Raw genomic sequence first — 26,009 nt, 5'->3', positions numbered from 1 at the left:
CCCCCCCCCCCCCCCCCCCCCCCCCCCCCCCCCCCCCCCCCCCCCCCCCCCCCTAAATATGTTTAATAGTGTGGTTCTTAAAGCATTTAAAAAAGATTTATATCTCAAAAATATTCAATTACACTTGGGAAATCTTGAAAGAAATATTACATTAGCAGAAGATGTGTTATTTAGCACTTCGTATTTGATGTTGTGTTCAAAAATCAAAGTCATTAACGAATTTCTTTATATTTATCGCTATAATGAAAATTCATCAACCAAGCAAAAAGATGTATCAAAAATAAAAATTTGTTGCGATGATTTGCTTTTTGCAACGAATAAATTACAAGGTTTAGCTTCGGTTTATCCGCAACACTCTAAAATGATTCAAATCATTATTTGCAACTTAAAAATTCATTATTTGGATTTGCAAAAGAGCATAAACAAAGGCTTTTTCTATCGTTTAGGGCTTAAAATCAAAAGAAAAAGAGTAAAGATTCTTAAAAGCAGATTGCTTAAATCTCCATTTTAAAGGTTTTTTTGAATGTTTCATATCGTTTTTAGTGCTGATGAAAACTATATTCCATACACTGCGGTTTTGATTGCAAGTATTGTCCAAAACACCGACACTTCAAAGGGTTTTGAAAGACTTTGTCAATCCTCCAATATGGGGGATAATAGCGCAATTAGGAATCTTAAAGCGGAATCCTTGAATGAGAGGCAAGAGGGCTATATTTTTCATATTTTAAGCAATTCTGTGAATGAGCAAACAAGAGAAAAGCTAGAGAGGCTTGAAAAGTCCTTGACTGAAATTTATCCTTGCACAATCCAAGTGCATATTATGCAAGAGTGCGATTTTAAGAGATTTCCCAAGTGTGGCGCGGCACATAGCAATTATTTACCTTATTATCGCTTGAAAATGGACACTTTTTTGAATAGGGAAGTTGAAAAATTCCTCTACCTTATGAACACTAGTGTTGCAATCCCAATAATGCGATGTCTCTATGGATGCACTGCTTATCATCGCAAAGCCTTTAGTCTAAAGCAATCTATAATCAAGCATATCTCAAATATTTTGTTGGAATCTTTGTGGGTGACTTTTGGATTGCGAATTGCTTCGGACGTTGCCCTCGCAATGACAGGATGACACAGTGGAAAAGAGCATATTCTATTGCCGCATTATTTTTTCTTCAGAGAATTTTTCTTTTGCTTTTTTACCAAAGGCCAGAGAGCAAGGCACATCGTTTGGATTTAAGGCTTTGGGAAAGATTCTCATTCTGCCCCCCTCATCGTTTTTTCGCTTATTTGCTTATCTAGGATAATCCTAGAGCCTTGCAAAAGGACTTTATGCTTTGCAAAATCCAAATGGTCTTTAACAAAATGGGATTCTAAAACCATATCCCCATCAATGAGGATAATGTATTCTCCACTCGCGACACTAATTGTCTTATTGCGTATGGTATTTAAGCGGAATCCCTCGTCTGTTTGCCAAATGTGTAAAAGTGGGCAGGGAAAAGTCGGCTGATAGGATTGGATAAGCTGCGCGGTGTCCTCTGTGCTTCCATCATCGGCGATTAAGACTTCACTCGGTAGATAATCAAGATTCTTGACGCTTTCTAAGACGCAACGCAAAGAATCCTTGCTATTATAAGTCGTGATAATCAAAGAACAAGTAGGAATCTTGTGTGTGAGTTCATAGAGTTTAGCGTATTTGAAAAACACGCCTAAGGCATTGCAGAGGCTAATCACAAAGCCTTTGTAACCATACAAAAACCCCTTTTTTAAAAAATAATCCCTCACAAATTTCCACGCACTCCGAATACAAGCACTACCCATAGAGGTTGTTTTGTGTAGATTCTGTTGCGCCCACAGATTGGAGTATCTTTGCATTTTTTCTAATAAGCCATAAATGCTATCATACGCATAATGTTTCAAGCCCTTTTTTACTTTGATGACTTTTGCGTCTGCCTTTAGAATCAGGCTTTCATGCACAGCGTTATCGTTAAAATGCGTGAAAGTTTTGTTAAAGACGCGCAAAACATAATCAGGATACCAACCGCAAGCCTTAATCCATTCGCCTTTATAAAGATTCTTGCGTGGCAGGGCAAGGATATTTTCTTTTGCAAGTTGCATTTCTCTAAGTTCATCTAAAAAATCTTGCTCCAAAACCTCGTCCGCGTCAATGAGTAAAATCCAATCGTTTTTTGCCTTTGAAATTGCGAGATTTTTTAATGCTCCAAAGCCGATAAATTCGCTTGTGTGAATGTGGAGATTGGGGAAAGATTCCTTAAAAGTTAGGGCGATTTTTAAAGTATCATCACTGCTTTGATTATCAAGCAACACGATTTCATCAAAGCATTGAATGGAGCGGAGGCATTCTTGTAAAGTCGCTTGTGCATTTTTGACGAGTATCACGGCAGAGATTTTTGAAAAATCCATTGTTTTTTATCCTTGTTTTTTGTTGTGCCATTGTAGCAGATTTCATCGCATTTGATTATTTTCAAAGTCAGAATCACCCATTTTATCTTAAGTTTAATGCAAATTTTGATACAAGTTAAACTTACAATACAAAGGAATGACAATGCAAGAATTACTCTATCAAAGTGCCATTATTGCAATCAAAGCAGGAGAGTTGGTATTAAAATATTATGGTTTGGAGGAGTTTGCGTTAAAGTCGGATTCTTCGCCACTTACAAAGGCGGATTTAGAATCTAATACGTTTATTACGCAAGAATTGCAAGAAAATTCTCCTTATAAGATATGCTCTGAAGAAGCGGTATTAGAGTATGAAGAGCGCAAAGATTTAGAATATTATTGGCTAATTGACCCGCTTGATGGAACAAAGGATTTTTTGGCAAAAAACGGCGGTTTCACGATTAATATTGCCCTAATCCACAAGAATCGCCCGATTTTGGGGGTCGTGTATGCTCCTGCATTTTATCAGCTTTATTCTGCATTGAAAGGCTTTGGTAGCTTTACTTATACACCTCAAACGCTAAAAGACGCACTAGATTCTAAAACTCTAAATCCTGCTTGGCTAGAGCAAAACAAACAAAGGTTAAGCGGAGAGAGAATTGCAAAAGAGGAGCAGATTATCGCTTGCGATTCGCTTTTCCATAGCACGAAAGAAACGCAAGATTTTATCGCAAAATATCACTTAAAAGTGCAAAAGTATGGCTCATCGCTTAAAGTCTGCGCACTTGCAGAGGGTAAGGCAGATATTTATCCGCGCTTGAATGGCACGAGCGAATGGGATAGCGCAGCATCAGACATTGTGCTAGAAGAAGCAGGCGGTGTGATATTAGATTGTGAGAGTAAGAAACCTTTGCAGTATAATAAGCCAAGTGTGAGGAATCCCTATTTTCTAGCTTTTGCAAAGTCGCAAGTGGGAGGGGCGATTTATAGGGATTTCATCAATGGCTAATGGACAAGAATAGTGCTTGGAGTGCGATATTTGCTACTTTACAATGCTGAATAAAAGATTAAAAAGAATCTTGAAATTTTGGTGTAAATTTTTGTATGATTAGAAAAATTGAAATTATAAAATTTAAGGTAAAGTTTTGAAAAGTTTAATCATTGTAGAATCACCAACAAAAGAGCGAACGATTAATGCAATTCTAGGCGATGAATACGAGGTAATAGCGTCTAAAGGGCATATTCGTGATTTACCCAAGCACACTTTTGGTATCAAAATAGAAAATCAAACTTTTATTCCAGAATATAAAATTGATGAATCCCATAAAAAAATCGTTGATAAATTGAAGCAATTAGCAAAAGATGCACAAGAGATTTATATCGCAACCGATGACGATAGAGAAGGAGAAGCGATTGGCTATCATATTGCCACTGCCATTGATAAAAATCCGCAAAAATTACCTAGAATCGTGTTCCACGAAATCACACAAAAGGCGATTGAAGATTCTTTGAAAAATCCGCGTCTTATTGATATGGACAAAGTAAATGCCCAACAAGCTAGACGATTGTTAGATAGAATCGTGGGGTATCGTTTAAGCCCTTTGATTGCTTCTAAAGTCCAGCGAGGCTTGAGTGCAGGGAGAGTGCAAAGTAGTGCGCTTAAGATTATCGTAGATAGAGAAAAAGAGATTCTAAATTTCAAGCCCATTACTTATTATAGCATTGATAGCATTTTTGGTGCTTTGGATAAAAAGGAAAATGGGATTGAAGCAGAGTTAGTAGAGTTTGAGGGTAAGAAAATTGAAAAACTTAGTTTGCAATCACAAAAGGAAGCGGATAATATCGTTCAATCTTTAAAAAAATCCAATTTTCGTATTCAAAAAATTGAAAATAAACAGCGCAAAACCTCCACTCTTCCACCCTTTATGACTTCTACTTTGCAACAAAGTGCAAATTCTATGCTCGGCTTTTCTCCCTCACGCACAATGCAGAGCGCACAAAGGCTCTATGAAGGTGTGATGACGCACAAAGGCTCTATGGGGGTTATCACTTATATGAGAACGGATAGTTTAAGTATTGCTAAAGTTGCACAAGAGGAGGCTCGTAAAGTTATTGCTAAAACTTATGGTAAGGAGTATGTGCCACAAAAACCAAAAATCTATGCTACTAAAGCAAAAGGTGCGCAAGAAGCACACGAAGCAATTCGTCCTACACTGATGGATTTCACTCCACAGATTGCAGCAAAATATTTAAAAGGTGATGAATTAAAGCTTTATACTTTAATTTATAAGCGATTCTTTGCTTCTCAAATGAATGATGCAGAGTTTGAATCGCAAAACCTATGGATTGTGAGTGAAAATGCACTTTTAAAAGTCAGTGGGCGTAAGCTCGTATTTGATGGATTTTACCGAGTATTAGGTAATGAAGATAAAGATAAATTGCTTCCATTGCTTGAAGTGGGCAGTGTGATGAATCTTGAAAGTTGCAAAGCAAGTAAGCACAAGACTGAACCTCCAGCAAGATTCTCTGAAGCAAGTTTAATTAAAACTTTAGAATCTTTAGGTATTGGGCGTCCAAGCACCTATGCACCGACAATTTCCTTACTCACTTCACGAGATTATATTGTAGTTGAAAAAAAGCAAATCAAACCTCAAGAAGTTGCCTTTAAGGTAATAGAACTACTAGAGCAACATTTCAATGAAATTGTAGATTCTAAATTTACAGCAAATTTAGAAGAAAAACTAGATAAGATTGCAGAATCCAAGCAAGATTGGCAACAATTGTTATGGGATTTTTATCAGCCCTTTATTCAAAAAATTAGTGAGGGTAAAACAAATATTCAAAGCCAAAAGATTGCAATTCCCACAGGAGAATCTTGTCCGCTTTGTGGCAAGGAACTTGTGCGGAGGAATAGTCGGTATGGAGAGTTTGTGGGTTGTAGTGGCTATCCAAAATGCAAATATATCCAAAAAGAAGCCAATGTTTCTAGTGAAGAGTTAGAAATCTTTGGTGTATGTGAAAAATGTGGAAAGGTGATGGTAAAAAAACGCGGTAAAAATGGCGAGTTTTTAGCTTGTAGTGGTTATCCAGAATGTAAAAATACCAAATCTCTTAATCCCGCACAAAAATCTGCACCACAAAAGCTAGAGAATGTCCAATGCCCTAAATGTGGTGGAGAGATTTTGGAACGCAATGGACGTTATGGGAAGTTTTATAGCTGTGGGAATCACCCCAAATGCGACTTTATTGCTAAATTTCCTCCGATTAATCAAAAATGTCCCAAATGCGATTCCTTGCTTATGTGTAGGACATTTAGGAATAAGCCGATTTTGGAATGTTCTAATCCCGAATGTAAAGAGAGAATAGACGATATAAATTATAAGGAGAGAAAATGACACAAGAGATTTTAGATTTTTTAGACAATAATGTAGGATTTTTGGCAACCAAAGGCACTTGCGGTAATCCACGTGTGCGTCCGTTGCAATCCCCTTTGTTCTATGAAGGTAGGCTTTATTCTTGCACTTCCAAAAAGAAAGGAATCTATAAGCATATACAAAATTTTGCAAATGTGGAACTTAGTGCATTTGATTCTAAAGATACTTGGATTAGAATCCGTGCTAGAGCCGTGTTTGTAGAGGATATGGAAGTCAAAAAGGCAATGTTTAAAAAATACCCCATAGTTCAAGAAATATACAAAAGTCCAGAAAATCCAGATTTTGCAGTCTTTTATTTTAAGAATCCTAGTGTGAAAATTCAAAGTTTTAGTGGGCGTGAGGAAGTCATAAAGGAAGAGAATGAATGAAATTTTCTTATGCACAATTTGTAATGTTTCTAGTGGAAGTTGTCCAGAGGATTGCGCATATTGCACCCAAAGTGCGAAGTATAATGCAGAGATTGACAAGTATAAATACAAGCCAATTTCTCAAATTTTAGAGGAAGCAAGGAGGGCAAGTGCAAATGGTGCGTTAGGGTTTTGTCTTGTTACAAGTGGGTCTCATTTGGATTCTAAGCGGACAGAATATATTGCAGAAGCTGCTCAAGCAATTACTAAAGAGGGGTTGCATTTGCATTTGATTGGTTGTAATGGAATTGCAAGTGTGGAATCTCTAGTAGAGCTTAAAAATGCAGGGATTGCAAGTTATAATCATAATTTAGAGACAAGTCAAAACTTTTTCCCAAATATTTGTACAACCCATCACTTTAAGGAGCGATTTCAAACTTGTGAAAACACTTTGAAAGTAGGACTTGGGCTATGTAGTGGTGGCATTTTTGGATTGGGAGAGAGTTGGCAAGATAGAATGGATTTACTTCACGCCTTGCAGATTCTAAAGCCTCATAGCACGCCTATTAATTTTTTTATTCCCAATTCTGCTTTGCCCCTTGGTCAAGAAATTCTAAGCCAACAAGAAGCATTAGAGTGTGTGAAGTTGGCGCGGGAATATTTACCTAATGCACGATTAATGATTGCAGGAGGAAGAGAGCGTGTGTTTGGAGAGAATCAAAAAGCACTTTTTGAATGTGGAATTAATGCAGTGGTGCTAGGGGATTATCTGACGACTAAAGGTAACACTCCCAAAGAAGAAGTAGAACGCATTAAGTCCTATGGATATAGTATTGCAACAAGTTGTGAATAGTATGCAAAATAATCAAACACAGAAGTTAGAATCCTTACCACAAAGTCAAAATATACAACCAATAGGTTTCAAGGATTCTAATCAAGGTTATCAAACAACTCACAAAAAAGGATTTTTTCAGTTTCAAAACTTATTTAGTGCAGATTTAATTAAAGGCATTTGCATAAAAATATGGTTGCTTGTGCGCTATTTGTATGTGTTTTTAAAAGGGGATTTACTTTATTTTGCTTCAAGCCTTAGTTTTTATACAATTTTTGCGCTTTTGCCTATGCTTTTGATTATGTTTTCTCTTGTTGCTGCAATGCCGGAATTTAAAGAAAATTTAGAGAGTTTTAAAAATCTCATTATCACAAATTTTATCCCCACGCATTCGGATATTTTTTTAAGTTATATGGATAGTTTTTTACAAAACTCTACAAAACTTGGCGGAATGGGGTTTATCTATGCGTTTGTTACTTCTATTTTGTTTTTTAAAAATTATCAAGATATTGCAGGAAAAATTTTTCATTCTAAAGTTCGTGGTTTTTGGGATTCTATTTCTGTGTATTGGACTTGTATGACGCTTTTTCCTCTAGGGATTTTGTTTTCTATTTATTTAAGTGCCAAAGCCTATGCGTATTTACAAGAGTTAGGATATAGCACTTATATTACTTGGTTATTCCAGCTTACACCTTATTTTGTGGTGTGGGTAGTATTTTTTATGCTTTTTAAAATTTCAGCAAACACTAAAATTAGCAACAAAAATACTCTTATAAGTTCTTTGATTACTGCACTTTTATGGTCCATTTGTAAATGGGGCTTCGTGTATTATGTATTTTATAACAAAGCGTATTTGACGCTTTATGGTTCTTTGAGTATTCTACTTTTTTTATTTATTTGGGTGTATCTTTCGTGGGCAATTCTGCTGTTTGGAATGAGTCTTAGCCGCGGGATTGATGAGATGTTTATCCAGGAGCTAGAATCGCAAACTTAAAGGCGAGATTCTAAATTATAGATTACTTCGTTGTTACTAATGCTCCGCCTCACAATGACAAAAGCTCACCGCCTTACCCTTGCGAGATTCCAATCTAGAGCAAAAAATCTAAAATTTTAAATACCAATTAGGAAATTATGCTAAAATTATAAAATTTTTTTATTTTTAAAGGAGATTTTTTGGACACCGAGTCGTTTCTCTTGTCTATTTTTGCATTATTTTTAGTAATGCTAAATGGTTTCTTTGTGCTTTCTGAATTTGCAATCGTCAAAATCCGCCGTTCTCGCTTAGAGGAGTTAGTAAAACGTGAAGTGCCAAGTGCAAAACTAGCGCTTAAAATCACGGGTAAATTAGATTCTTATCTGTCTGCAACGCAACTTGGTATTACGCTTTCATCTTTGGGCTTAGGTTGGGTTGGAGAACCAGCAATTGCACGTTTGCTTGAAAAGCCTTTTAAATATTTCATAGGTGAAAATCCCGTGTTATTACATTCTGTGAGTTTTATTGTTGCATTTAGTTTTATTACACTTTTGCACGTAGTTGCAGGCGAATTAATCCCAAAATCCGTTGCGATTGCTAAATCTGAAAAAGCCGTGTTATTTGTCGCGAAGCCTTTGCATATGTTTTGGATTCTTTTCTTTCCTCTCATTCGTATTTTTGATTATTTGGCTGTATTTTCTTTGCGTCAAATGGGAATTAAACCTGCAAGCGAAGGAGAAGAGAGTGCGCATTCAGAAGAGGAACTCAAGATTATTGTGGGTGAAAGCTTGAGAGGTGGTTATTTAGACACGATTGAAAATGAGATTATCCAAAATGCGGTAAGTTTTTCTGACACAATGGCAAAAGAGGTTATGACGCCTAGAAAAGATATGATTTGTTTATATGATGATAATACTTATGAAGAAAATATGAAAATTGTAACCTCTACAAAACACACGCGGTATCCTTATTGTAAAGAGGGAAAAGACAATATTATCGGTATGGTGCATTTGCGAGACTTGCTTGAAACAATGTTAAGTAAGAATCCTCCAAAAGAGTTGGAAAGTTTAATTAGAGAGATGATTATCGTGCCAGAGAGCGCGTCTATTTCAAATATTTTAATTCAAATGAATCGCAGGCAAATCCACACTGCACTTGTGGTAGATGAATATGGTGGAACTGCAGGATTGCTTACAATGGAAGATATTTTAGAAGAAGTCATTGGTGATATTAGCGATGAACACGATAAGAAAAGTGAGGATTATCACAAAATTGACGAGGATTCTTATTCTTTTGATGGTATGTTAGACTTAGAGCGGGTGGCAGATGTTTTAGGGATTGAATTTGAAGAAGATACCGAGCAAGTAACGATTGGAGGTTATGTCTTTAATCTATTAGAGCGTATGCCAGTAGTGGGGGATATTATCAGCGATGAATATTGTAGTTATGAAGTTTTAGCGACACAAGGAGCTAGAATTGTGCGCTTAAAAGCTACAAAAAAACCTTTTAGTTTAGATAGTAATAATAAGGAATAATGTGCTTGGTTGGTTTTTGATGCTTTTGCAGCTTTTATTTATTGGATTAAAGCTTGCAGATAAGATTCAATGGTCTTGGTGGCTTGTGCTGCTACCAACCTTTATTTATTTATTCTTTTATTTATTTTTATTTACTCTAGTGGGTGGATTCTTGATTGGGCTTGGTTTATCTCTCTCGGCGTTGTAAAGGAGAAATATGGAGTTTATAGCAATTTTAATGGGAAGTAAGAGTGATTATGAAGTAATGAGTGAATGTATTAAAGTTCTTAAAAAATTTGATGTTGCTTATGAGGTTATCATAAGTTCAGCACATCGTAGTCCAAATCGCACGAAAGAATATGTAAAAAGTGCAGAACAAAAGGGTGCAAAGGTATTTATTGCAGCAGCAGGTATGGCAGCACATTTAGCAGGTGCTGTGGCGTCTATGACAACAAGACCAGTGATTGGTGTGCCACTCAAAGGTGGTGCTTTAGAGGGGCTTGATGCGTTACTTTCCACCGTGCAAATGCCTTCTGGTATGCCTGTTGCCACTGTAGCTTTGGGTAAGACGGGTGCAGTAAATAGCGCTTATCTTGCGATGCAGATTCTAGCATTAAATGATGCGGAATTAGGCGGAAAACTGAAAGAAGATCGCGTAATGAAAGCCAAAAATGTGGAATTGGATTCTAGTGATATTGAAGTGATTTTATAAGGCGGATAATGGAAACTTGGGTCATAATAGATGAATTTGTAAAGCTTGCACAATTAGAAAAAGAAAAAGTGCTAGAAATGGTCGCAAATGGAACATTAAAAAGCAAACAAGAAAATGGGCAATTCTATATTGATGCAGGAAGTGGCACACAAGCTTTGGTTAAAAATGGTATAACAAGTGGTGGTGCTGTAATGGTGCAAGGAGATACCGCAGTCAATACCGCAGTAGATAGTGAGTTTGTAGAAAAAACGATTGGCACGATTTTAAGTTTGCACGAAAAGGTTGTTAGTTCTAAAGAAGAAACCATCTCAAGTGTGAAAAATGAAAATCAATTTTTAAAAGACGCGCTTTTTAACACGCAAGAAGTTTATGAAGATGATAAAAAAACAATTGCGATTCTGCGAGAACAATTACGCACTGCACAAGAAGAAATTGACTTTTTAAAACGTAAATACCGCTTAATGTGGGGTAAAGCGATTGATGCAAAAGCTAAAGAAAATAGCGAAGAACAAAAAGACACATCACAAGTTGGGCAAGATTCCACTAAAATCTAAGAATCTTAAATTAAGGATTTCCGATTAATTTAACATATGAATGCTTAGAATGCTTACTTAAACAAGCTCAATTTACTGCAAAGATTCAATGTTTAGAAATTCACGATTGTAGTCAAGTAGAGCAGAGAGCGTGTGGAGCAGTAAAAGAAATCTTTAATCTTTTAGAGGATTTTACAGGGCAAATCTCCAAAGATAGAGATTTAGATAAGAGCAATCAAAAGCTAACCTTTAAAGATAAATTAAAACTACAAACTTTATTAAAATTTTTTTTAATAACAAATATACTATTTGTTTGCAGGGTGATTTTGAGATTCCGCCCACTCTATTAGCGGTTCTTGTATATGATAAAATTTGTAATGCATTAAATAATTCCGAGCCTTATGGTGCAATCAAGATTGCAAGTATTCAAAAAGCTAGGCTTTATAAACAGAGATTTTTAGAATCTCTGCAAAAAAAGGTGATAAACCAAACTAGCACGAAAGAGATTTTGGAGTTTGCAATTCGGATTTGTGTGTTAGGAAATGTGTTAGATTATGGAGCGCAAACACATTTTGATTTAGAGGAGCAAGCGCGAAAGATTTTGGAATCTCCTTTTGCGTTTTTTGATTTGGAATCCTTTATGTATGCACTAAAATCTGCAAAAAAGCTGACGATGATAGCAGATAATGCGGGAGAAAATGAATTCGATGAAATTTTACTTTATGCGCTTAGAGTGCTTTATCCTGCTTTAGAGATTTTTTATTTTGTCAGAGGGGCAGAAATCATTAATGATATTACTTTGAGGGATTTAAAAAAGACTGATTCTAACATTTTTAATCTTGTGGAAGTAATAGATAGCGGTGTGATGAGTCCGGGCTTCATAGAATCTCTTGCTTGTATAAACGCCAAAACTATTTATAAAGAAGCGGATTTAATCTTAGCAAAAGGTATGGGGAATTTTGAATCTATGGAAAATTTAGCAAAGCAAGATAGAAGAGTCTTTTTTCTTTTTAAAATCAAGTGTAATGTAGTGAAAAATTATTTGCAAAAGAATTTGGGAGACTTTGTGTTTGTCAATCCAAGCTTGCATAAGATTTTATAATTATAAAGAATCTCTTGTTAATTTTAAGTCTCTTTAAGTAGAATGTTACCTTGATTTTTGTTTAAAGGTTATGAATGCTGACAAATCCTGTTGTCGTGTCTATTCTTGTGATGGGTGTATTGTGTTTGGCACGACTGAATGTGCTTTTAGCGATTCTTATTTCTGCTTTAGTGGCAGGTGTTTTGGGAGGGATTGGTGTAGAAAAAAGTATTAATTTACTGATTTCTGGTATGGCAGGGAATCTTGAAACAGCATTGAGTTATATCTTGCTTGGCGCACTTGCCAGTGCGATTGCCCGCACAAATTTGACTTTGATTCTTATTTACTATATTGCAAATTTTGTGCAGAATCGGCGTTTGATGTTTTGCCTCTCTATCGCTTTTTTTGCTTGTTTCTCACAGAATCTCATTCCTGTGCATATTGCTTTTATTCCAATTTTGATTCCGCCTTTGTTGCCCTTAATGAATCGTTTAAAAATTGATAGACGTGCGGTAGCTTGCGCACTTACTTTTGGATTAAAAGCCCCTTATGTTAGTTTTAGTGTGGGATTTGGATTGATTTTCCATACAATTTTGCGCGACCAATTAAATCAAAATGGTGTCAATGTTAGTCTAACAGATGTTTCAAATGTAATGTGGATTGGCGGATTGAGTATGCTAGTTGGTTTGTTGTTTGCTATTTTTGTATTTTATCGTAAGCCTAGAGAATACCAAAACACTTATCTTGATGAAGAGTCTATGGAAATATTAGAAAACCCTAAAATGCAACGAAGTGATTTCGCAGTTTTGTTTGGAGCAATCGTAGCTTTTGTCGTGCAACTCTGGTTGGGTTCATTGCCTTTGGGTGGGCTATGTGGAATTATAATAATGGTATTACTTGGCGGAATCAAATGGGGAGAAATAGATGAGGTAATGGAAGAGGGCTTTAAGATGATGGCTTTTATTGCCTTTGTGATGTTGGTCGCAGCAGGGTTTGGTGCGGTTTTAAAAGAAACAGGCGCAATTTTATCACTTGTGAATGATGTCGCTACACTTGCTGGAGGGAAATTTGGTGGGGCATTGATGATGTTGCTTGTTGGATTATTAATCACAATGGGCATTGGAACTTCTTTTGGCACGATTCCAATTATCGCAGCTATTTATTGTCCGCTTGGATTGGAGCTTGGATTTTCACCCGCCGCGATTATTTTGTTAGTTGGAGTCGCGGGTGCATTAGGTGATGCGGGAAGTCCTGCAAGTGATAGCACATTGGGACCAACTGCTGGTTTGAATGCAGATAAGCAGCACAATCATATTTGGGATACTTGTGTGCCGACTTTTTTAATGTATAATACTTCACTCATTATTGGTGGAACCATAGGCGCAATTTTATTATAAAGGAGAGAAATGCAAGATTTCACAAAGATAGCTAAAGAAGTTTTTGATTTAGAATCTCAAGCGATTTTAGGGTTAAAATCTTTTGTTGGCACAGATTTTAATGCAGTCATTACTAAAATCTTGAATCTTAAAGGGCGTTTAGTGATCAGTGGAATGGGAAAATCTGGGCATATTGGAGCAAAGATTGCAGCAACTTTGGCTAGCACTGGAACTCCTAGCTTCTTTATGCACCCTGCTGAAGCGCTACACGGGGATTTGGGTATGCTCACACACGAGGATGCATTATTGGCAATTTCAAATTCTGGCGAAAGTGAAGAGATTTTGCGTCTAATCCCTTCTATTAAGATGCGCAAAATTCCTTTGATTGCGGTAAGTGGAAAAGCAAATTCCACACTTGCAAGAGAGGGGGATTATTTTTTAAATGTTAGTGTTGCAGAAGAAGCTTGTCCATTGCAGCTTGCACCCACCAGCTCTACCACTGCTACACTTGCAATGGGAGATGCTATTGCAGTGGCTTTAATGTGTGCAAGAGATTTTAAGCCAGAAGATTTTGCATTATTTCACCCCGGCGGTAGTTTAGGACGTAAGTTGCTTACACGCGTTAAAGATATTATGATTGATGAAAATTTACCACTTGTTACGTCAAACACAACCTTTAAAGAATTAATTGCCGAAATGACTTCTAAAAAACTTGGTATGTGTATCGTAATAGAAAATGATAAATTATTGGGAATTATTACTGATGGGGATTTGCGCAGAGCTTTGGGGGCAGAGAAATTTAATGTTCAAGCTTGTGAGATTATGACTAAGAATCCCAAAACGATTGCAAGTAATGCGATGGCAACAGAAGCAGAATCTCTGATGTTAGAGTATAAAATCAAAGAATTGATTGTCCAAGATGAAGGGAAGATTGTGGGGATTGTGCAGCTCTATGGGATTGGCAGAATTTAAGTTATTTTGAGCTTTACCTCAAATATATTTTGGAATCTTAAAATTCCACTCTTTTAATCATTTCTATTAAAAAAACTTTAATCTTTGATAAAAAGAAACATTATTTTTCGCTTCATTTACCATTTGTTGTTAATTTTAAGCTTGTAATTATGCTTTATTTTATAAAATGCAAAATTCTCTATAAACATTGAGGGAAATCTTAGAGGAAGGAGCAAATATGCAATCAAATCCTGCGTTAGAGTATGATTACTCCATTGCAAAACTATTTCTTTTTGCAACGATCGCATTTGGTATTGTTGGATTGTTGTTGGGTGTTGTAATTGCTTGTCAAATGGCGTTTCCAGACCTTAATTATTTAGCTGGTGAGTTCGGAACATTCGGACGATTACGACCTTTACACACAAATGGAATCATTTATGGATTTACATTAAGCGGTATTTGGGCAGCTTGGTATTATTTAGGGCAAAGAGTTCTGAAAATTTCTTATAATGAACATCCATTTTTAAAAGTGATTGGTCATTTACATTTTTGGATTTATATCGTGCTAATGGCATTAGCAGTTGTGAGTTTGTTTGCTGGTATGACCCAGTCAAAAGAATATTCTGAACTTGTGTGGCCCTTAGATTTGTTGGTTGTTGTTGTTTGGGTGTTATGGGGCGTTAGTCTCTTTGGTTCAATGGGTGTTAGACGCGAACAAACCATTTATATTAGTTTGTGGTATTTCATCGCGACATTTGTAGCAATTTCTGCACTTTATATTTTCAATAACCTTTCAATTCCAACTTATTTAGTTTCTGGTGTAGGTTCTATTTGGCATTCTATTTCTCTCTATGCAGGGACAAATGATGCAATGGTGCAATGGTGGTTTGGACACAATGCGGTTGCATTTGTTTTTACTTCAGGAATTATTGGTGTCATTTATTATTTTTTACCAAAAGAATCAGGACAACCAATTTTCTCTTATAAATTAACTTTATTTTCATTTTGGGGATTAATGTTTGTTTATATTTGGGCTGGAAGCCATCACCTTATTTATTCTACTGTTCCAGATTGGATGCAAACAATGGGTTCAATTTTTTCCGTTGTCTTGATTTTGCCATCTTGGGGAACAGCGGTCAATATGCTATTAACTATGAAAGGGCAATGGCATCAACTTAAAGAATCTCCATTGATTAAATTTTTGCTTTTAGCTTCTACTTGGTATATGCTAACAACTTTGGAGGGACCAATCCAATCCATTAAATCTGTCAATGCTTTAGCTCACTTTACAGATTGGATTATTGGACACGTGCATGACGCAGCATTAGGTTGGGTTTCATTTACAATTATTGCAGCTTGTTATCATATGACACCAAGACTATTTAAGCGTGAAATTTACTCTAAAAAATTAATGGATATTCAGTTTTGGGTGCAAACCGTTGCGATTATTCTCTATTTCTCTAGTATGTGGATTGCTGGAATTACACAAGGAATGATGTGGAGAGCAACAGATGAGTTTGGAAGTTTAGCCTATTCATTCATTGATACTGTAACGGTGTTGATGCCATATTTCACTATTAGAGCAATCGGTGGAATATTGTATTTTGTAGGTTTTATTATTTTTGTTTATAATATTATTATGACCATAGTTGCAAGTCGCGAACTTGAAAATGAACCTAAGTATGCGACTCCAATGGCAGCGTAAAGGAGGCTTGTGATGTTTCATTGGTTGGAAAAAAATCCGTTTTTCTTTACGGTAGTCTTTTTATTGGTATTTTCAATTGCGGGATTGGTTGAGATTTTACCAGATTTTGCTAAGGCTTCGCGCCCAACAGAGAATCTTAAACCTTATACGCTTTTAGAAACAGCAGGGCGTCAAATTTATATAAGTGAGAGCTGTAATGCGTGCCATTCACAATTAATCCGTCCATTCAAAGCGGAAACAGACCGCTATGGTGCCTATAGCTTGAGTGGCGAATATGCTTATGATAGACCATTTTTATGGGGTTCTAAGCGAACAGGACCTGATTTACATCGTGTAGGTGATGTCCGAACCACAGATTGGCACGAAGAGCATATGTTAGATCCAATTGCAGTTGTTCCTGGTTCTATTATGCCAGCATATAAGCATTTATACACTAAAAATGTAGATGTGGATACTGCTTATGCGGAAGCTTATACTCAAAAAGTTGTTTTTTCTATGCCTTACGATACGGAAAACAATCCTAAATTAGGTAATTTAGAAGCAGCGAAAGCAGAAATTCTAGCAGAGGCAAAAATTCTAGCAGAAGATATGAAAGATCCAGAGATAAAAGCTGCACTTGATAGAGGCGAAATTAAGCAAATTGTGGCACTGATTGCTTATTTAAATAGTTTAGGACAAAAAAGAAGGGCTAACTAATCGTGGAATATGAAACTATAAGAATCATTCAAGGTTATGCCTATTGGTTTATTACAATTTTATTAGTTGTTTTATTATATGGGTATATTTATCATCTTTATAAAAGCCAAAGAAGCGGAAAAATTGATTATGAAAAATATGCAAGATTGGCATTAGATGATGATTTGAATGATACTTTAGTAGAAAGACGAAACAATAAAGACGAAAAGAAGGAGAGCTAAATGGAATGGTTTAACTTAGGTGACAGCGTAAATCAACTTGGATTGCTTGGCGCCGTAGCAATTTTAGCTTTGACTATTTTCATTGTCGGTGGTTACATCAAAAAGATGAAAGATAGCAAGGCAGAAGGTGAATTATCAAGTGAAGATTGGGATGGTATTAAAGAATTTAAAAATGATATTCCAATCGGGTGGGGTGCTACTTACCTTGTATTGTTGATTTGGGGTCTATGGTATTGGTTTGTAGGTTATCCTCTTAATACTTATTCACAAATTGGGGAGTATAACGAAGAAGTGAAAGCCTATAATACTAAATTTGAAGCACAATGGCAGGATATTGATGCGCAAACCTTGACTAAAATGGGACAAAATTTGTTTTTGGTTCAATGTTCGCAATGTCATGGAATTACCACTGAAGGTATGAATGGAGTAGCAGCAAATCTTGCAGAGTGGGGTAGAGAAGAAGGTATTATTGCAACAATTAAAGAGGGTAGCAAAGGCTTGGGCTATATGCTTGGGGATATGTTACCAATTAGTGAAGTTGCACCAGGTGTGTTAGAGAGTGAAGAATCTCAAAAGGCTGTTGCAGCCTATGTAATGGCAGAGATTTCTGAAGTTAAAAATACAAAATATCCAGAGTTAGTTGCTAAAGGCAAAGAACTTTATGCTGCTGCAACTTGTAATGCTTGCCATGGAGAAGATGGTGCAGGTATGGGTGGTATGGCACCAGATTTGACTAAATATGGGACACCCGCATTTGTGGCTGAAGTTCTTGAAAAAGGTAAAAAAGGACATATCGGTATTATGCCAACGTTCAAAACTCAAATGCTAACTGATAAGCAAAAAGAAGCTTTGGCACATTTTATCTATTCAGAGAAAAACTAAGGAGGTTTGAGTATGAATGGTTTATTTGGAGTTAATGGGCTTTTGGGCTATATCGTAGCAGTTGTTTTATTGCTTGCCATTGTTTTCTGCTTAGGCTATGCAGCGGTAGTAACTCAAAGTGCGCAAGCAAATAATCCTTATATGATTGAGAATGCTAATACTTTGCAAATGAAAAGTGCAGATAATGCTCAACATTATAAAGAAATAAAGAAGTAGGATTAAGGAGTGAAATAATGGTTAAATATAGTGGATTAGAAAAAATTCTTTTTATAGCTCATATTGTGGTAATTGTTGCATCTATTGCAGTCGCTTTCATTCCCAATATGCTTCTTTATGTTGGTTAATGAATGTTAAAAATGCTTAAAATAGGGATTCTTTCCCTATTTTTTTGCTCATTTGCTTTTAGTAAAACCTATGTGCTAGAAAATCAAAATCAGCTCATTAATAAAACGACAGATTTTATGGAGATTTTATCAAACGAAGTTTTTGAAAAAACAGGTGTATCAATGTATGTTATCGCTCTTGAGGATTTAGGGGAAATAAGTCTTGAGGAGAGAGAACAGGAATATCTGAATAATCTAAGACAGCCTTTTGTCGTTCTTTTTTTTGTGCGCAAACAAAAGAAAATAAATATCATCACAAGTTCAGAGGCTGAAAGACTATTTGATAAGAAAGCTGTCTATTGGGACTATATTGTGCCTTTAATTCCAAAGTCCGATAAAGAGCTAACACAACAAAATATATCCGCGTTTTTGTTGAATGGATTTGTAGATATTGCTGATAGGATTGCCAGTGCAAAGGAAGTAACGCTAGAGCATAGTTTCCCAAAGCAAAATAAAGGTGTTCAAATTGCTGTGCGCACAGCACTCTATGCAATGTTGTTTATTTTACTTTTACTTTTTATCTTTGTGTATTTAAGGAGAAGTAAGTAATGAAGAATTACTGGCCTTTTGGAATCTTTTTGCTTGCAATGGTGGTAGTAGGGCTTATTGTCTTAACTATTAAGATTGCAATCACTAACCCTGTGGAATTACAAAATATGTGCCAACGTAATTCACAAGAAATTGATGAAAATATTAATGAGATTACCAAAATGCGTGAAGCATTTTTAAAAAAGTATCATATTGCTTTTGAAGGGGCATTGCAACAAGATATAAAGAGTTTTCGTCAAATTTTCGTGCGTTTAAGTGATAAGACGAGTGGAAAAATAGAGACAGACGCTAAAGTCCGCTTTTTTCTCACGCGTCCAAATACAACCAAAGAAGACCAAATTCTAGGAGAAGGTGAGCTAGTAGAGGGCTTATGGCAGAGTAAAAGTTTTGAAGTGCAGAAGTCAGGACGCTATCAGGGTGAGGCTTTAGTAGAAGTAGGTGAGGTTTCCATCTGTATTACACAAGAGTATTTTATCCAAAACAACTAATAAACGATTAAAGTTTATAATTTTCATTTTATCTACTTGATGAGTGTAGAAAGTTATTTATGCTCTTATTTTTGAAAATATTGTGAGATATTCAATGGAGAATACAGCTAATTTTAATTGGCGGATTTGGTTGGCAGTTGTTGCTATTAGTCTTAGTGCCTTTATCTTTAATACTTCAGAGTTTGTGCCAATAGGTCTTTTAAGTTTAATTGCAAACGATTTTGGCATTAATGAGGCAGAGACTGGATTTTTGATTAGTATCTATGCGTGGGTCGTAGCATTGACTTCTTTGCCCTTAATGTTAGCTTGTTCTCGTTTTGAGATGAAAAAGCTTTTACTTTTGGTAGTTGCGCTTTTTATCGTCAGTCATATTGCTTCTGCATTGGCAAGTGGATATTGGACTCTAATGTTGTCTCGTCTTGGAGTTGCCTGTGCTCACGCGTTATTTTGGTCTATCGCTACGCCAATGGCTGTTCGTATTGCCCCTAAAGGTAAAGAGAGTATAGCACTTAGTTGTATTGCAACAGGGACAAGTATTGCGCTAATAGCCGGGTTACCTTTAGGGAGAGTGATTGGTTTGCATTTAGGCTGGCGAATCAGTTTTTTAGTAATTGGAATCGTAGCATTTTTACTTCTTTTGATTTTATTTAAAAGTTTGCCAAAAATACCAAGTGGAGGAGCAGTTTCTCCAAGGAGTTTGCCAAAATTACTCAAAACACCAAAATTACTTGGAGTGTATGGAATCACGCTTTGTCTTGTGAGTGCGCATTTTATTGTATATAGCTATATTGAACCCTTTTTAAAACAATATGTCAATCTTGGAGAAAATGCTGTTACGATAATATTAATTATATTCGGATTAGTCGGTTTCTTGGGAAGTTTTTTGTTTTCTAAATATTATGACAAACATCAGCTATCGTTTTTAAATTTTGCAATTTTTGGGGTTTTTATTGTGCTTGCAAGTTTAGCAGGGGCAAAACTAGGGATAAGTAGTGCAGTGTTGATTTGCGTATTTTGGGGGTTATGTATCACAATATTTAATCTCACTTTTCAGGCTAAAGTGTTAGAACTTGTTCCAATAGGCACCTCTGTGGCGATGTCAATGTTTTCTGGAATTTATAATGTTGGAATCGGAAGTGGAGCATTAATTGGAGGAATCATTATCCAAACTTTGGGAATTGCAAATATTAGTTATATTGGGGCGATAGTGGCATTTTGCATTTGTATTTATTACAAAGGCTGGTTTTTAAAGTAATTTATAAAAAGATTAATGAACATTTCCAATTTAATCTTTAAATATGTTCTGCAATCACACTACCCATACGCTCACAAGAGCAAATTTCTTTAGCGCCAAAATTTGCAATATCTTTTGTGCGGTAACCCTCTTTTAATATTTCCTCAATCGCATTTTCTATTGCATTTGCGGCTTCTTGTTCGCCCAAAGAATAGCGAAGCATCATTGCGGCACTTGCAATGGTTGCGATAGGATTTGCGATTCCAAGACCTGCAATATCGGGTGCGCTTCCGTGTATTGGTTCATAAATGGCGGTTTTTCCACCAATAGAAGCAGAGGGGAGCAATCCAATAGAACCACTTAGCATACTTGCTTCATCGCTTAGAATATCCCCAAATAGATTTCCTGTTAGAATCACATCAAATTGCTTGGGATTGCGGATAAGTTGCATTGCTGCATTATCCACATACATATGACTTAATACCACATCAGGATATTCCTTTGCAACTTCATTTACGACTTCGCGCCATAGTTGGCTCACATCTAACACATTGGCTTTATCTACGGAACAGACTTTTTTGTTTCGTTTTTGTGCTGCCTTGAAAGCTATGTGGGCTATACGTGTTACTTCTTCTACACTATATACCATTGTATTAAAACCACGATTCTTGTCGCGTCCTTTTGGAGTGCCAAAATAGATTCCACCAATTAGCTCACGCACAACAAGTATGTCTACTCCTTGCACAACTTCTGGTTTTAGAGTGCTTGCTTCAAGGAGTTCATTGTAAACTTTTGCAGGGCGAAAGTTTGCAAAGACTTCTAAACTTTTTCTTAAGCGCAAAAGTCCGCTTTCTGGTCTGAGTTCTCGCGGTAAATTATCCCATTTCTCGCCACCAATTGCACCAAAAAGTGTCGCATCGGAAGCTAAGCAACCTGCAATTGTCTCATCAGGTAGAGGATTTTGAGTCAAATCATAAGCAATTCCACCCATTAAGAAGTCTTCAAATCCAAGTGTAAAGTTAAATTTTTGTGCTACCACTTTTAATACTTTCATTGCTTCATTAACAATTTCTGGTCCGATTCCATCTCCTTTGATAATGGCAATCTTATAGGTTTTCATTCTTTACCTTTCATAAATTATTTGGTTATATTTTGTGCTTTAGCATACGAAATTAATCCACCACTCTTTAACAATTCTAGCATGAAAGGTGGAATCGGAGCAAATTTATAGGTGCAATTTTGAGTAAGATTCTTAATGATTCCAGATTGCAAATCTATTTCTAATGTATCTCCCTCATTGATGGTCTCTACTTGTTCAATTTCTAAAATAGGCAAACCGGTATTAAAAGCGTTGCGATAGAAAATTCTTGCATAACTCTTGGCAATTACTGCACTGATACCCGCTCCTTTGATTGCCACAGGTGCGTGTTCCCTACTTGAGCCACAACCGAAATTTTCACCTGCTACAATAATATCACCTTTGTTAATCTCATTAACGAATCCTACACGGGCATCTTCCATTAAATGTGAGGCTAAAACCGCCTTATCACTTGTATTTAAATACCTTGCTGCAATAATCAAATCCGTATCAATATTATCGCCAAATTTCCACACTTTGCCTTTCATTTTTATCCTTTCAGTTTTTTTGGATTACGAGTTTTGCGCCATTCCAATACCAATCCTTGCTCAAGAGGATTTTTTTACAAGAATCTGGCACTTTGAGAAAAGAAATAGGTTGTGCTTCTATCTCATTAGAGAGCAAAATATGTTCAATGCTTAAAAATAGATTTTCTGATGAGACCTTGACATCTTCTACTAAAACTTCACGTGATTCTTGGTTAATAATGGTCATTGCTATTCCCTACACTTAAAAAAATCGCTGAATTATAACTAAAATACAGCCAAAAATAAAATAAAATTTTTTGCTTGACAATCGTTATATATTAAAATATAATTTGCTAATTTCATTTAAAAATTTTTAAGTTAGAATCAAATTTTGGAGGCAAAAAGTGCGAGTGCAAGGGAGGTTTTGGATTAAGGAGCAAGATAAAAACTTCTTAGGACACGGCAAAGTAGAATTATTAGAACGCATTGCAAAAAGTGGTTCTATTTCTAAAGCGGCAAAAGAGATGAAAATGAGTTATAAAGCGGCTTGGGATAGTATTGATTTAATGAATAGGCTTACTAACGAACCCTTAGTTGTGCGCATAACAGGCGGTAAAGGTGGGGGCGGCACACAAATTACACAAAAAGGTTTAGAGGCTATTAGAATCTTTCGCAATTTAGAGCAGATTCAAGAGGAACTTTTCGCTCTCTTTGAGGATAATTTAAATACGTGGGATTCCGTTATGGATTATTCCAAATGGAATGAGAGTGCTAAAAGGAGATTTATGATTCAAACAAGTGCAAGAAATCAGCTATTTGGTGAAATTGTGAAAATTACAGAGGGCAAGGTAAATGCAGAAGTTGCGCTTAAAGTGAAGCAAAACCTAGAAATTATTAGCACTATTACCCTCCATTCTTTAAAAGAATTGGGTTTAAAAGTCGGCATACAAGCTTATGCTTTAGTAAAAGCAAATTGGATTGTCGTGTTTGCAGAGCAACCCAAAGGCATTTCCTTGCGAAATTGCATTGGTGGAGAGATAAAAGCAATCCATCAAGGAGTGGTAAATTGTGAAATAGAGATGGAAAGTGAGGGTGTGAAGTTTAACGCAATCATTACAGAGGAATCCAATAAGAATCTTAGGCTAAAAGTAGGGCAAAAAGTTTGGTTTGGATTTAAATCTAATAATGTAATTTTAGGAATTTAGGGAGGAAAAATGAAATTTCTATCTAAATTTTTCGTTGCTGGAATCTGTGGAGCAATGTCGTTTGTCAATGCACAAGCAGAGGAAATTAAAGTGTTAGGTGCAGCTTCACTTAAATATGTTTTAGAGGAAATTAAAAATAATTTTTTGCAAGATAAACCACAAGATAAAATTGAAATTTCTTATATTTCAAGTGGTAAAGCTTATGCGCAGATTAAAAATGGTGCACCGATTCATTTGTTTGTTGCTGCTGATGTGAGTTACCCTGCGAAACTTTATGAAGAGAATCTTGCTCCTGTTAAAGAGGAAATTTATGCTAAGGGAAAATTAGTGCTTTGGAGTAACAACGCAGATTTTAAACTTCAAGAATTTAAAGATATTTTGAATCCAAAAATTACGCATATTTCTATTCCAAATCCAAAAGTCGCGCCTTATGGTAGAGCTTCTGTGGAGGCATTGGAGGCTACAAAAATGCTAAAGTTGATAGAATCTAAATTTGTAACAGGGGAAAGTATTGGTGTGGCGACAACTTATGTGGAATCCAAAAATGCAGAAGTTGGCTTCACGGCACTTTCAATGCTTGGAGAGGGAGGAATTAATACAAAAGAAATGAGTTTTGTAAGTATTGATGAGAATCTTTATAAGCCCATTAATCAAGCATTGATAATTCCAAATTATGGTAAAAATTCCAATCTTGCAAAGGATTTTAAAGTCTATATTTTAAGTGATAAAGCAAAAGAAATATTTTTAAAGTTTGGTTATAACGTTGAATAAACTCAATGGAATCTTAGAATATTTTGTAGAGCAAAAAGGCATTTTACGCCTTTTTGTGAGAGTTTTAGATTTGAATTCTGAAGTCAAGCAAAATCAAATTTCTGTTTTATTGCTAGAGGATTCTGCTTTTGCTACTCATTTATTGCATCAGACTTTGCAATTAGGATTCAAAGAGAGTAATATTGTAGTAGCGACAAAATTAGAGGGGGTGTGTAATGCCTTTGAATCCAAAATCTTAAAAATAGACAAAGATAATCTTTTTGCAAGATTGATACTAGAGTTTAAATATGCGGAAAAGGGTGTAATAAATGCACTTTGTGCTTTAGATTTTATAAAAAATAATGGGTTAAATGTCGGAGATTCTATTCTCTGGCATATTCCAGAGAGTGAAATTATGCTCTTTTTGGATAATAAAAATTTGCAATCTTAAATTTCCAAATAAAAGAGTAGAAAGTGGAAAATTTTAGTAATTTTTTTGAGACAATGTTTTTAACCTTTGAAATTGCCTCTATTACGACTTTTATCTTGTTGCTCCTTGCAATTCCATTAGGTTATTTTCTAGCTTTTACACATAGTAGAATCGCACCGATTTTAGAAGCGATTGTTTCTATGCCACTTGTCTTACCCCCTAGTGTGCTAGGATTTTATCTTTTGATTGCCTTTAGCCCTCAAAGTATTTTGGGAAAATTTCTATTAGAAACTTTTAATCTTAAACTTGTCTTTAGTTTTGAGGGTTTGATTGTGGGTTCAGTGATATTTTCGCTTCCTTTTATGGTTAATCCTATTCAAGCAGGTTTTGTTACTTTACCAAAATCACTTTTTGAAGCTGCTTTAACCCTTGGAAAAAGTCGTTTGAGTATCCTTTATTTTGTATTATTGCCAAATATTTCACGCTCTGTGCTTGTGGGCGTAGTTGTAACCTTTGCCCATACGATTGGTGAGTTTGGAGTTGTGATGATGATTGGGGGCAATATCCAAGGACAAACGCGTGTGGCAAGTATTGCGATTTATGATGAAGTAGAGTCTCTTAATTATGTATTAGCACACCAATATGCTTTGACGCTTTTTATCCTTACTTTTTCTATTTTGCTTCTTACTTTCTATCTAAATAAAAAGAACTTAAAATGATAATATTGGATTTTAAAAAACATTTGCATAGCACACAAGGTAATTTGACTTTGGAAGTTTGTTGCAAGTTAAAATCTCAAGATTTGATTGCGCTTTTTGGTAAAAGTGGAGCAGGGAAAACTACGATTTTACGAATTTTGGCTGGATTAAGTCAGCCAGATTGTGGAAAAATTCAGGTAAAAGGTGTAACTTGGTATGATTCTAGTGCAAACATTAATCTACCACCTCAAAAGCGTCCAATTGGATTTGTTTTTCAGGATTATGCACTTTTTCCCAATATGAATGTAGAGGAGAATCTGTTTTTTGCCTTACCCAAGAATGCAGATAAAATGCGTGTAGAATCGTTACTGGAAATCACAGAATTAGGTGCTTTGCGCAAACTAAAGCCAAATTTATTAAGTGGAGGACAACAACAACGTGTAGCGTTAGCGCGTGCATTGGTAAGAAGTCCGGAAATCCTATTGCTTGATGAGCCTTTTTCTGCATTGGATTCTGCAATGTCGCATAAATTACAAGAAGAATTATTACGCATTCATCGGCATTTTAAGCTTACAACTTTTTTAGTAAGTCATAGTTTTAGCGAAGTCTTTTCTCTTTCAAATTTTGTCGTGCATTTGGATTTTGGAAAAATTGATAAACAAGGAAGCCCTAATGAAGTATTTTTAAATGGTTTGCCAAGCGGGAAATTCCGACAAAGTGGATTAGTTTTAGACATAAAAGATAATGGTTTAATTTGTGTTGTGAGTGTGCTTGTGGGGAATGAAATCGTCCAAATTACTTCCAATAGAAATGAAGTGGAGGATTTGCACAAGGGCGATTGGATTGTGATTTCTTCTAAAGCGTGGAATCCTGTGTTTGTTAAAATAGAATCTTACACAAATCCCTCTCATCTCTCTTAGATATTGTTGATTCCGGTTATATCTATAAAGAGATATAAAAGAATCCCCCTAAATTAACCTCTTGCCCCTCCAATTATTTGCTATAATTCCCCCTTA

The 26,009-nt window shown here is 35.8% G+C and carries 29 protein-coding genes and 2 pseudogenes; 27 read left to right on the top strand and 4 right to left on the bottom strand.

Features of this window, described 5'->3' with window-relative positions:
• Positions 1–511, top strand: a pseudogene (locus Q0Y61_RS07465) (hypothetical protein); the annotation flags it as partial.
• Between the two features lie 12 nt (positions 512–523).
• Positions 524–1,126 carry a glycosyltransferase gene (locus Q0Y61_RS07460; RefSeq protein ID WP_297813780.1) on the top strand — a complete coding sequence of 201 codons (603 nt, stop codon included), beginning with the start codon at positions 524–526 and terminating at the stop codon, positions 1,124–1,126.
• A gap of 137 nt (positions 1,127–1,263) precedes the next feature.
• On the opposite strand, the pseudogene Q0Y61_RS07455 reads toward Q0Y61_RS07460, so the two are convergent.
• Positions 1,264–2,418 (bottom strand): annotated as a pseudogene (locus Q0Y61_RS07455) (glycosyltransferase); the annotation flags it as partial.
• A gap of 142 nt (positions 2,419–2,560) precedes the next feature.
• Here Q0Y61_RS07455 and Q0Y61_RS07450 point away from each other — a divergent pair.
• The 20 genes from Q0Y61_RS07450 to Q0Y61_RS07355 all read left to right on the top strand — a co-directional run bounded on the left by Q0Y61_RS07450 (position 2,561) and on the right by Q0Y61_RS07355 (position 20,326).
• On the top strand, positions 2,561–3,403 hold the full coding sequence (locus tag Q0Y61_RS07450) for a 3'(2'),5'-bisphosphate nucleotidase CysQ (protein ID WP_297813777.1): 843 nt from the start codon (positions 2,561–2,563) through the stop codon (positions 3,401–3,403).
• Positions 3,404–3,539: 136 nt separating this feature from the next.
• Positions 3,540–5,789: a type I DNA topoisomerase gene (gene topA / locus Q0Y61_RS07445; RefSeq protein WP_297813774.1), complete on the top strand. Its 2,250-nt coding sequence runs from the start codon at positions 3,540–3,542 to the stop codon at positions 5,787–5,789.
• The gene (locus Q0Y61_RS07440; protein WP_297813771.1) at positions 5,786–6,196 is read left to right on the top strand and encodes a pyridoxamine 5'-phosphate oxidase family protein; all 411 of its coding nucleotides are present in this window, start codon (positions 5,786–5,788) and stop codon (positions 6,194–6,196) included. The genes topA and Q0Y61_RS07440 overlap by 4 nt, the downstream gene beginning before the upstream one ends.
• On the top strand, positions 6,189–7,028 hold the full coding sequence (locus Q0Y61_RS07435) for a biotin synthase (protein ID WP_297813768.1): 840 nt from the start codon (positions 6,189–6,191) through the stop codon (positions 7,026–7,028). The genes Q0Y61_RS07440 and Q0Y61_RS07435 overlap by 8 nt, the downstream gene beginning before the upstream one ends.
• Complete coding sequence (locus Q0Y61_RS07430; protein ID WP_297813764.1) at positions 7,009–8,001, top strand: YihY/virulence factor BrkB family protein; 993 nt, start codon at positions 7,009–7,011, stop codon at positions 7,999–8,001. Before Q0Y61_RS07435 ends, Q0Y61_RS07430 begins: the two co-directional genes overlap by 20 nt.
• A gap of 179 nt (positions 8,002–8,180) precedes the next feature.
• A complete protein-coding gene (locus Q0Y61_RS07425; RefSeq protein WP_297813761.1) occupies positions 8,181–9,515 on the top strand; it encodes a hemolysin family protein in 1,335 nt (444 codons plus the stop codon).
• A gap of 1 nt (position 9,516) precedes the next feature.
• Positions 9,517–9,702, top strand: a complete 186-nt coding sequence (locus Q0Y61_RS07420; protein ID WP_297813758.1) for a hypothetical protein — start codon at positions 9,517–9,519, stop codon at positions 9,700–9,702.
• Between the two features lie 9 nt (positions 9,703–9,711).
• On the top strand, positions 9,712–10,206 hold the full coding sequence (gene purE / locus Q0Y61_RS07415; RefSeq protein WP_297813755.1) for a 5-(carboxyamino)imidazole ribonucleotide mutase: 495 nt from the start codon (positions 9,712–9,714) through the stop codon (positions 10,204–10,206).
• Positions 10,207–10,214: 8 nt separating this feature from the next.
• Positions 10,215–10,760: a DUF3972 domain-containing protein gene (locus Q0Y61_RS07410; protein WP_297813752.1), complete on the top strand. Its 546-nt coding sequence runs from the start codon at positions 10,215–10,217 to the stop codon at positions 10,758–10,760.
• 292 nt (positions 10,761–11,052) lie between these two features.
• Complete coding sequence (locus Q0Y61_RS07405; protein WP_297813749.1) at positions 11,053–11,841, top strand: ARMT1-like domain-containing protein; 789 nt, start codon at positions 11,053–11,055, stop codon at positions 11,839–11,841.
• Between the two features lie 74 nt (positions 11,842–11,915).
• Positions 11,916–13,217: a Na+/H+ antiporter NhaC family protein gene (locus Q0Y61_RS07400; protein ID WP_297813746.1), complete on the top strand. Its 1,302-nt coding sequence runs from the start codon at positions 11,916–11,918 to the stop codon at positions 13,215–13,217.
• 9 nt (positions 13,218–13,226) lie between these two features.
• Entirely contained in the window at positions 13,227–14,168 is a 942-nt protein-coding gene (locus Q0Y61_RS07395; protein WP_297813743.1) for a KpsF/GutQ family sugar-phosphate isomerase, read from the top strand.
• 217 nt (positions 14,169–14,385) lie between these two features.
• Positions 14,386–15,852, top strand: coding sequence for a cytochrome-c oxidase, cbb3-type subunit I (gene ccoN / locus Q0Y61_RS07390; protein WP_297813740.1), 1,467 nt, complete (start codon positions 14,386–14,388; stop codon positions 15,850–15,852).
• Between the two features lie 12 nt (positions 15,853–15,864).
• Entirely contained in the window at positions 15,865–16,548 is a 684-nt protein-coding gene (gene ccoO / locus Q0Y61_RS07385) for a cytochrome-c oxidase, cbb3-type subunit II (RefSeq protein ID WP_297813737.1), read from the top strand.
• 2 nt (positions 16,549–16,550) lie between these two features.
• Positions 16,551–16,769, top strand: a complete 219-nt coding sequence (locus Q0Y61_RS07380; RefSeq protein WP_297813733.1) for a cytochrome c oxidase, cbb3-type, CcoQ subunit — start codon at positions 16,551–16,553, stop codon at positions 16,767–16,769.
• Complete coding sequence (locus Q0Y61_RS07375; RefSeq protein WP_297813730.1) at positions 16,770–17,651, top strand: c-type cytochrome; 882 nt, start codon at positions 16,770–16,772, stop codon at positions 17,649–17,651. It begins immediately after the preceding gene.
• A gap of 12 nt (positions 17,652–17,663) precedes the next feature.
• Positions 17,664–17,867: a DUF4006 family protein gene (locus Q0Y61_RS07370; protein WP_297813727.1), complete on the top strand. Its 204-nt coding sequence runs from the start codon at positions 17,664–17,666 to the stop codon at positions 17,865–17,867.
• Between the two features lie 131 nt (positions 17,868–17,998).
• Complete coding sequence (locus tag Q0Y61_RS07365) at positions 17,999–18,583, top strand: TPM domain-containing protein (protein ID WP_297813723.1); 585 nt, start codon at positions 17,999–18,001, stop codon at positions 18,581–18,583.
• A complete protein-coding gene (locus Q0Y61_RS07360; RefSeq protein ID WP_297813720.1) occupies positions 18,583–19,071 on the top strand; it encodes a hypothetical protein in 489 nt (162 codons plus the stop codon). The genes Q0Y61_RS07365 and Q0Y61_RS07360 overlap by 1 nt, the downstream gene beginning before the upstream one ends.
• A 94-nt stretch (positions 19,072–19,165) precedes the next feature.
• Positions 19,166–20,326 (top strand): sugar transporter, encoded by a 1,161-nt coding sequence (locus tag Q0Y61_RS07355; protein ID WP_297813717.1) that lies wholly within the window; start codon positions 19,166–19,168, stop codon positions 20,324–20,326.
• 37 nt (positions 20,327–20,363) lie between these two features.
• Here the strand turns inward: Q0Y61_RS07355 and leuB are convergent, their stop codons facing one another.
• Genes leuB through Q0Y61_RS07340 form a run of 3 tightly spaced genes read right to left on the bottom strand, consistent with a single transcriptional unit; the run spans position 20,364 to position 22,157 of the window.
• Positions 20,364–21,425 carry a 3-isopropylmalate dehydrogenase gene (leuB, locus tag Q0Y61_RS07350; protein WP_297813714.1) on the bottom strand — a complete coding sequence of 354 codons (1,062 nt, stop codon included), beginning with the start codon at positions 21,423–21,425 and terminating at the stop codon, positions 20,364–20,366.
• Positions 21,426–21,442: 17 nt separating this feature from the next.
• The gene (locus Q0Y61_RS07345; protein ID WP_297813711.1) at positions 21,443–21,931 is read right to left on the bottom strand and encodes a 3-isopropylmalate dehydratase small subunit; all 489 of its coding nucleotides are present in this window, start codon (positions 21,929–21,931) and stop codon (positions 21,443–21,445) included.
• 10 nt (positions 21,932–21,941) lie between these two features.
• Positions 21,942–22,157 carry a hypothetical protein gene (locus tag Q0Y61_RS07340; RefSeq protein ID WP_297813708.1) on the bottom strand — a complete coding sequence of 72 codons (216 nt, stop codon included), beginning with the start codon at positions 22,155–22,157 and terminating at the stop codon, positions 21,942–21,944.
• Between the two features lie 157 nt (positions 22,158–22,314).
• Here Q0Y61_RS07340 and Q0Y61_RS07335 point away from each other — a divergent pair, with 157 nt between their 5' ends.
• From Q0Y61_RS07335 to Q0Y61_RS07315, 5 genes are read left to right on the top strand one after another with little or no spacing between them, the layout of a single operon-like run.
• Entirely contained in the window at positions 22,315–23,115 is an 801-nt protein-coding gene (locus Q0Y61_RS07335) for a TOBE domain-containing protein (protein WP_297813705.1), read from the top strand.
• A gap of 9 nt (positions 23,116–23,124) precedes the next feature.
• Complete coding sequence (gene modA, locus Q0Y61_RS07330) at positions 23,125–23,886, top strand: molybdate ABC transporter substrate-binding protein (RefSeq protein WP_297813702.1); 762 nt, start codon at positions 23,125–23,127, stop codon at positions 23,884–23,886.
• Positions 23,867–24,316: a molybdate ABC transporter gene (locus Q0Y61_RS07325; RefSeq protein WP_297813699.1), complete on the top strand. Its 450-nt coding sequence runs from the start codon at positions 23,867–23,869 to the stop codon at positions 24,314–24,316. The genes modA and Q0Y61_RS07325 overlap by 20 nt, the downstream gene beginning before the upstream one ends.
• A gap of 53 nt (positions 24,317–24,369) precedes the next feature.
• On the top strand, positions 24,370–25,014 hold the full coding sequence (gene modB / locus Q0Y61_RS07320) for a molybdate ABC transporter permease subunit (RefSeq protein ID WP_297813783.1): 645 nt from the start codon (positions 24,370–24,372) through the stop codon (positions 25,012–25,014).
• On the top strand, positions 25,011–25,913 hold the full coding sequence (locus tag Q0Y61_RS07315) for an ATP-binding cassette domain-containing protein (RefSeq protein ID WP_297813696.1): 903 nt from the start codon (positions 25,011–25,013) through the stop codon (positions 25,911–25,913). Before modB ends, Q0Y61_RS07315 begins: the two co-directional genes overlap by 4 nt.
• Positions 25,914–26,009 lie beyond the last annotated feature (96 nt).

Origin of the sequence: uncultured Helicobacter sp., from assembly GCF_947367035.1 — a bacterium.
GTDB lineage: Bacteria > Campylobacterota > Campylobacteria > Campylobacterales > Helicobacteraceae > Helicobacter_D.
This window is presented reverse-complemented; position numbering and strand designations above follow the sequence as displayed.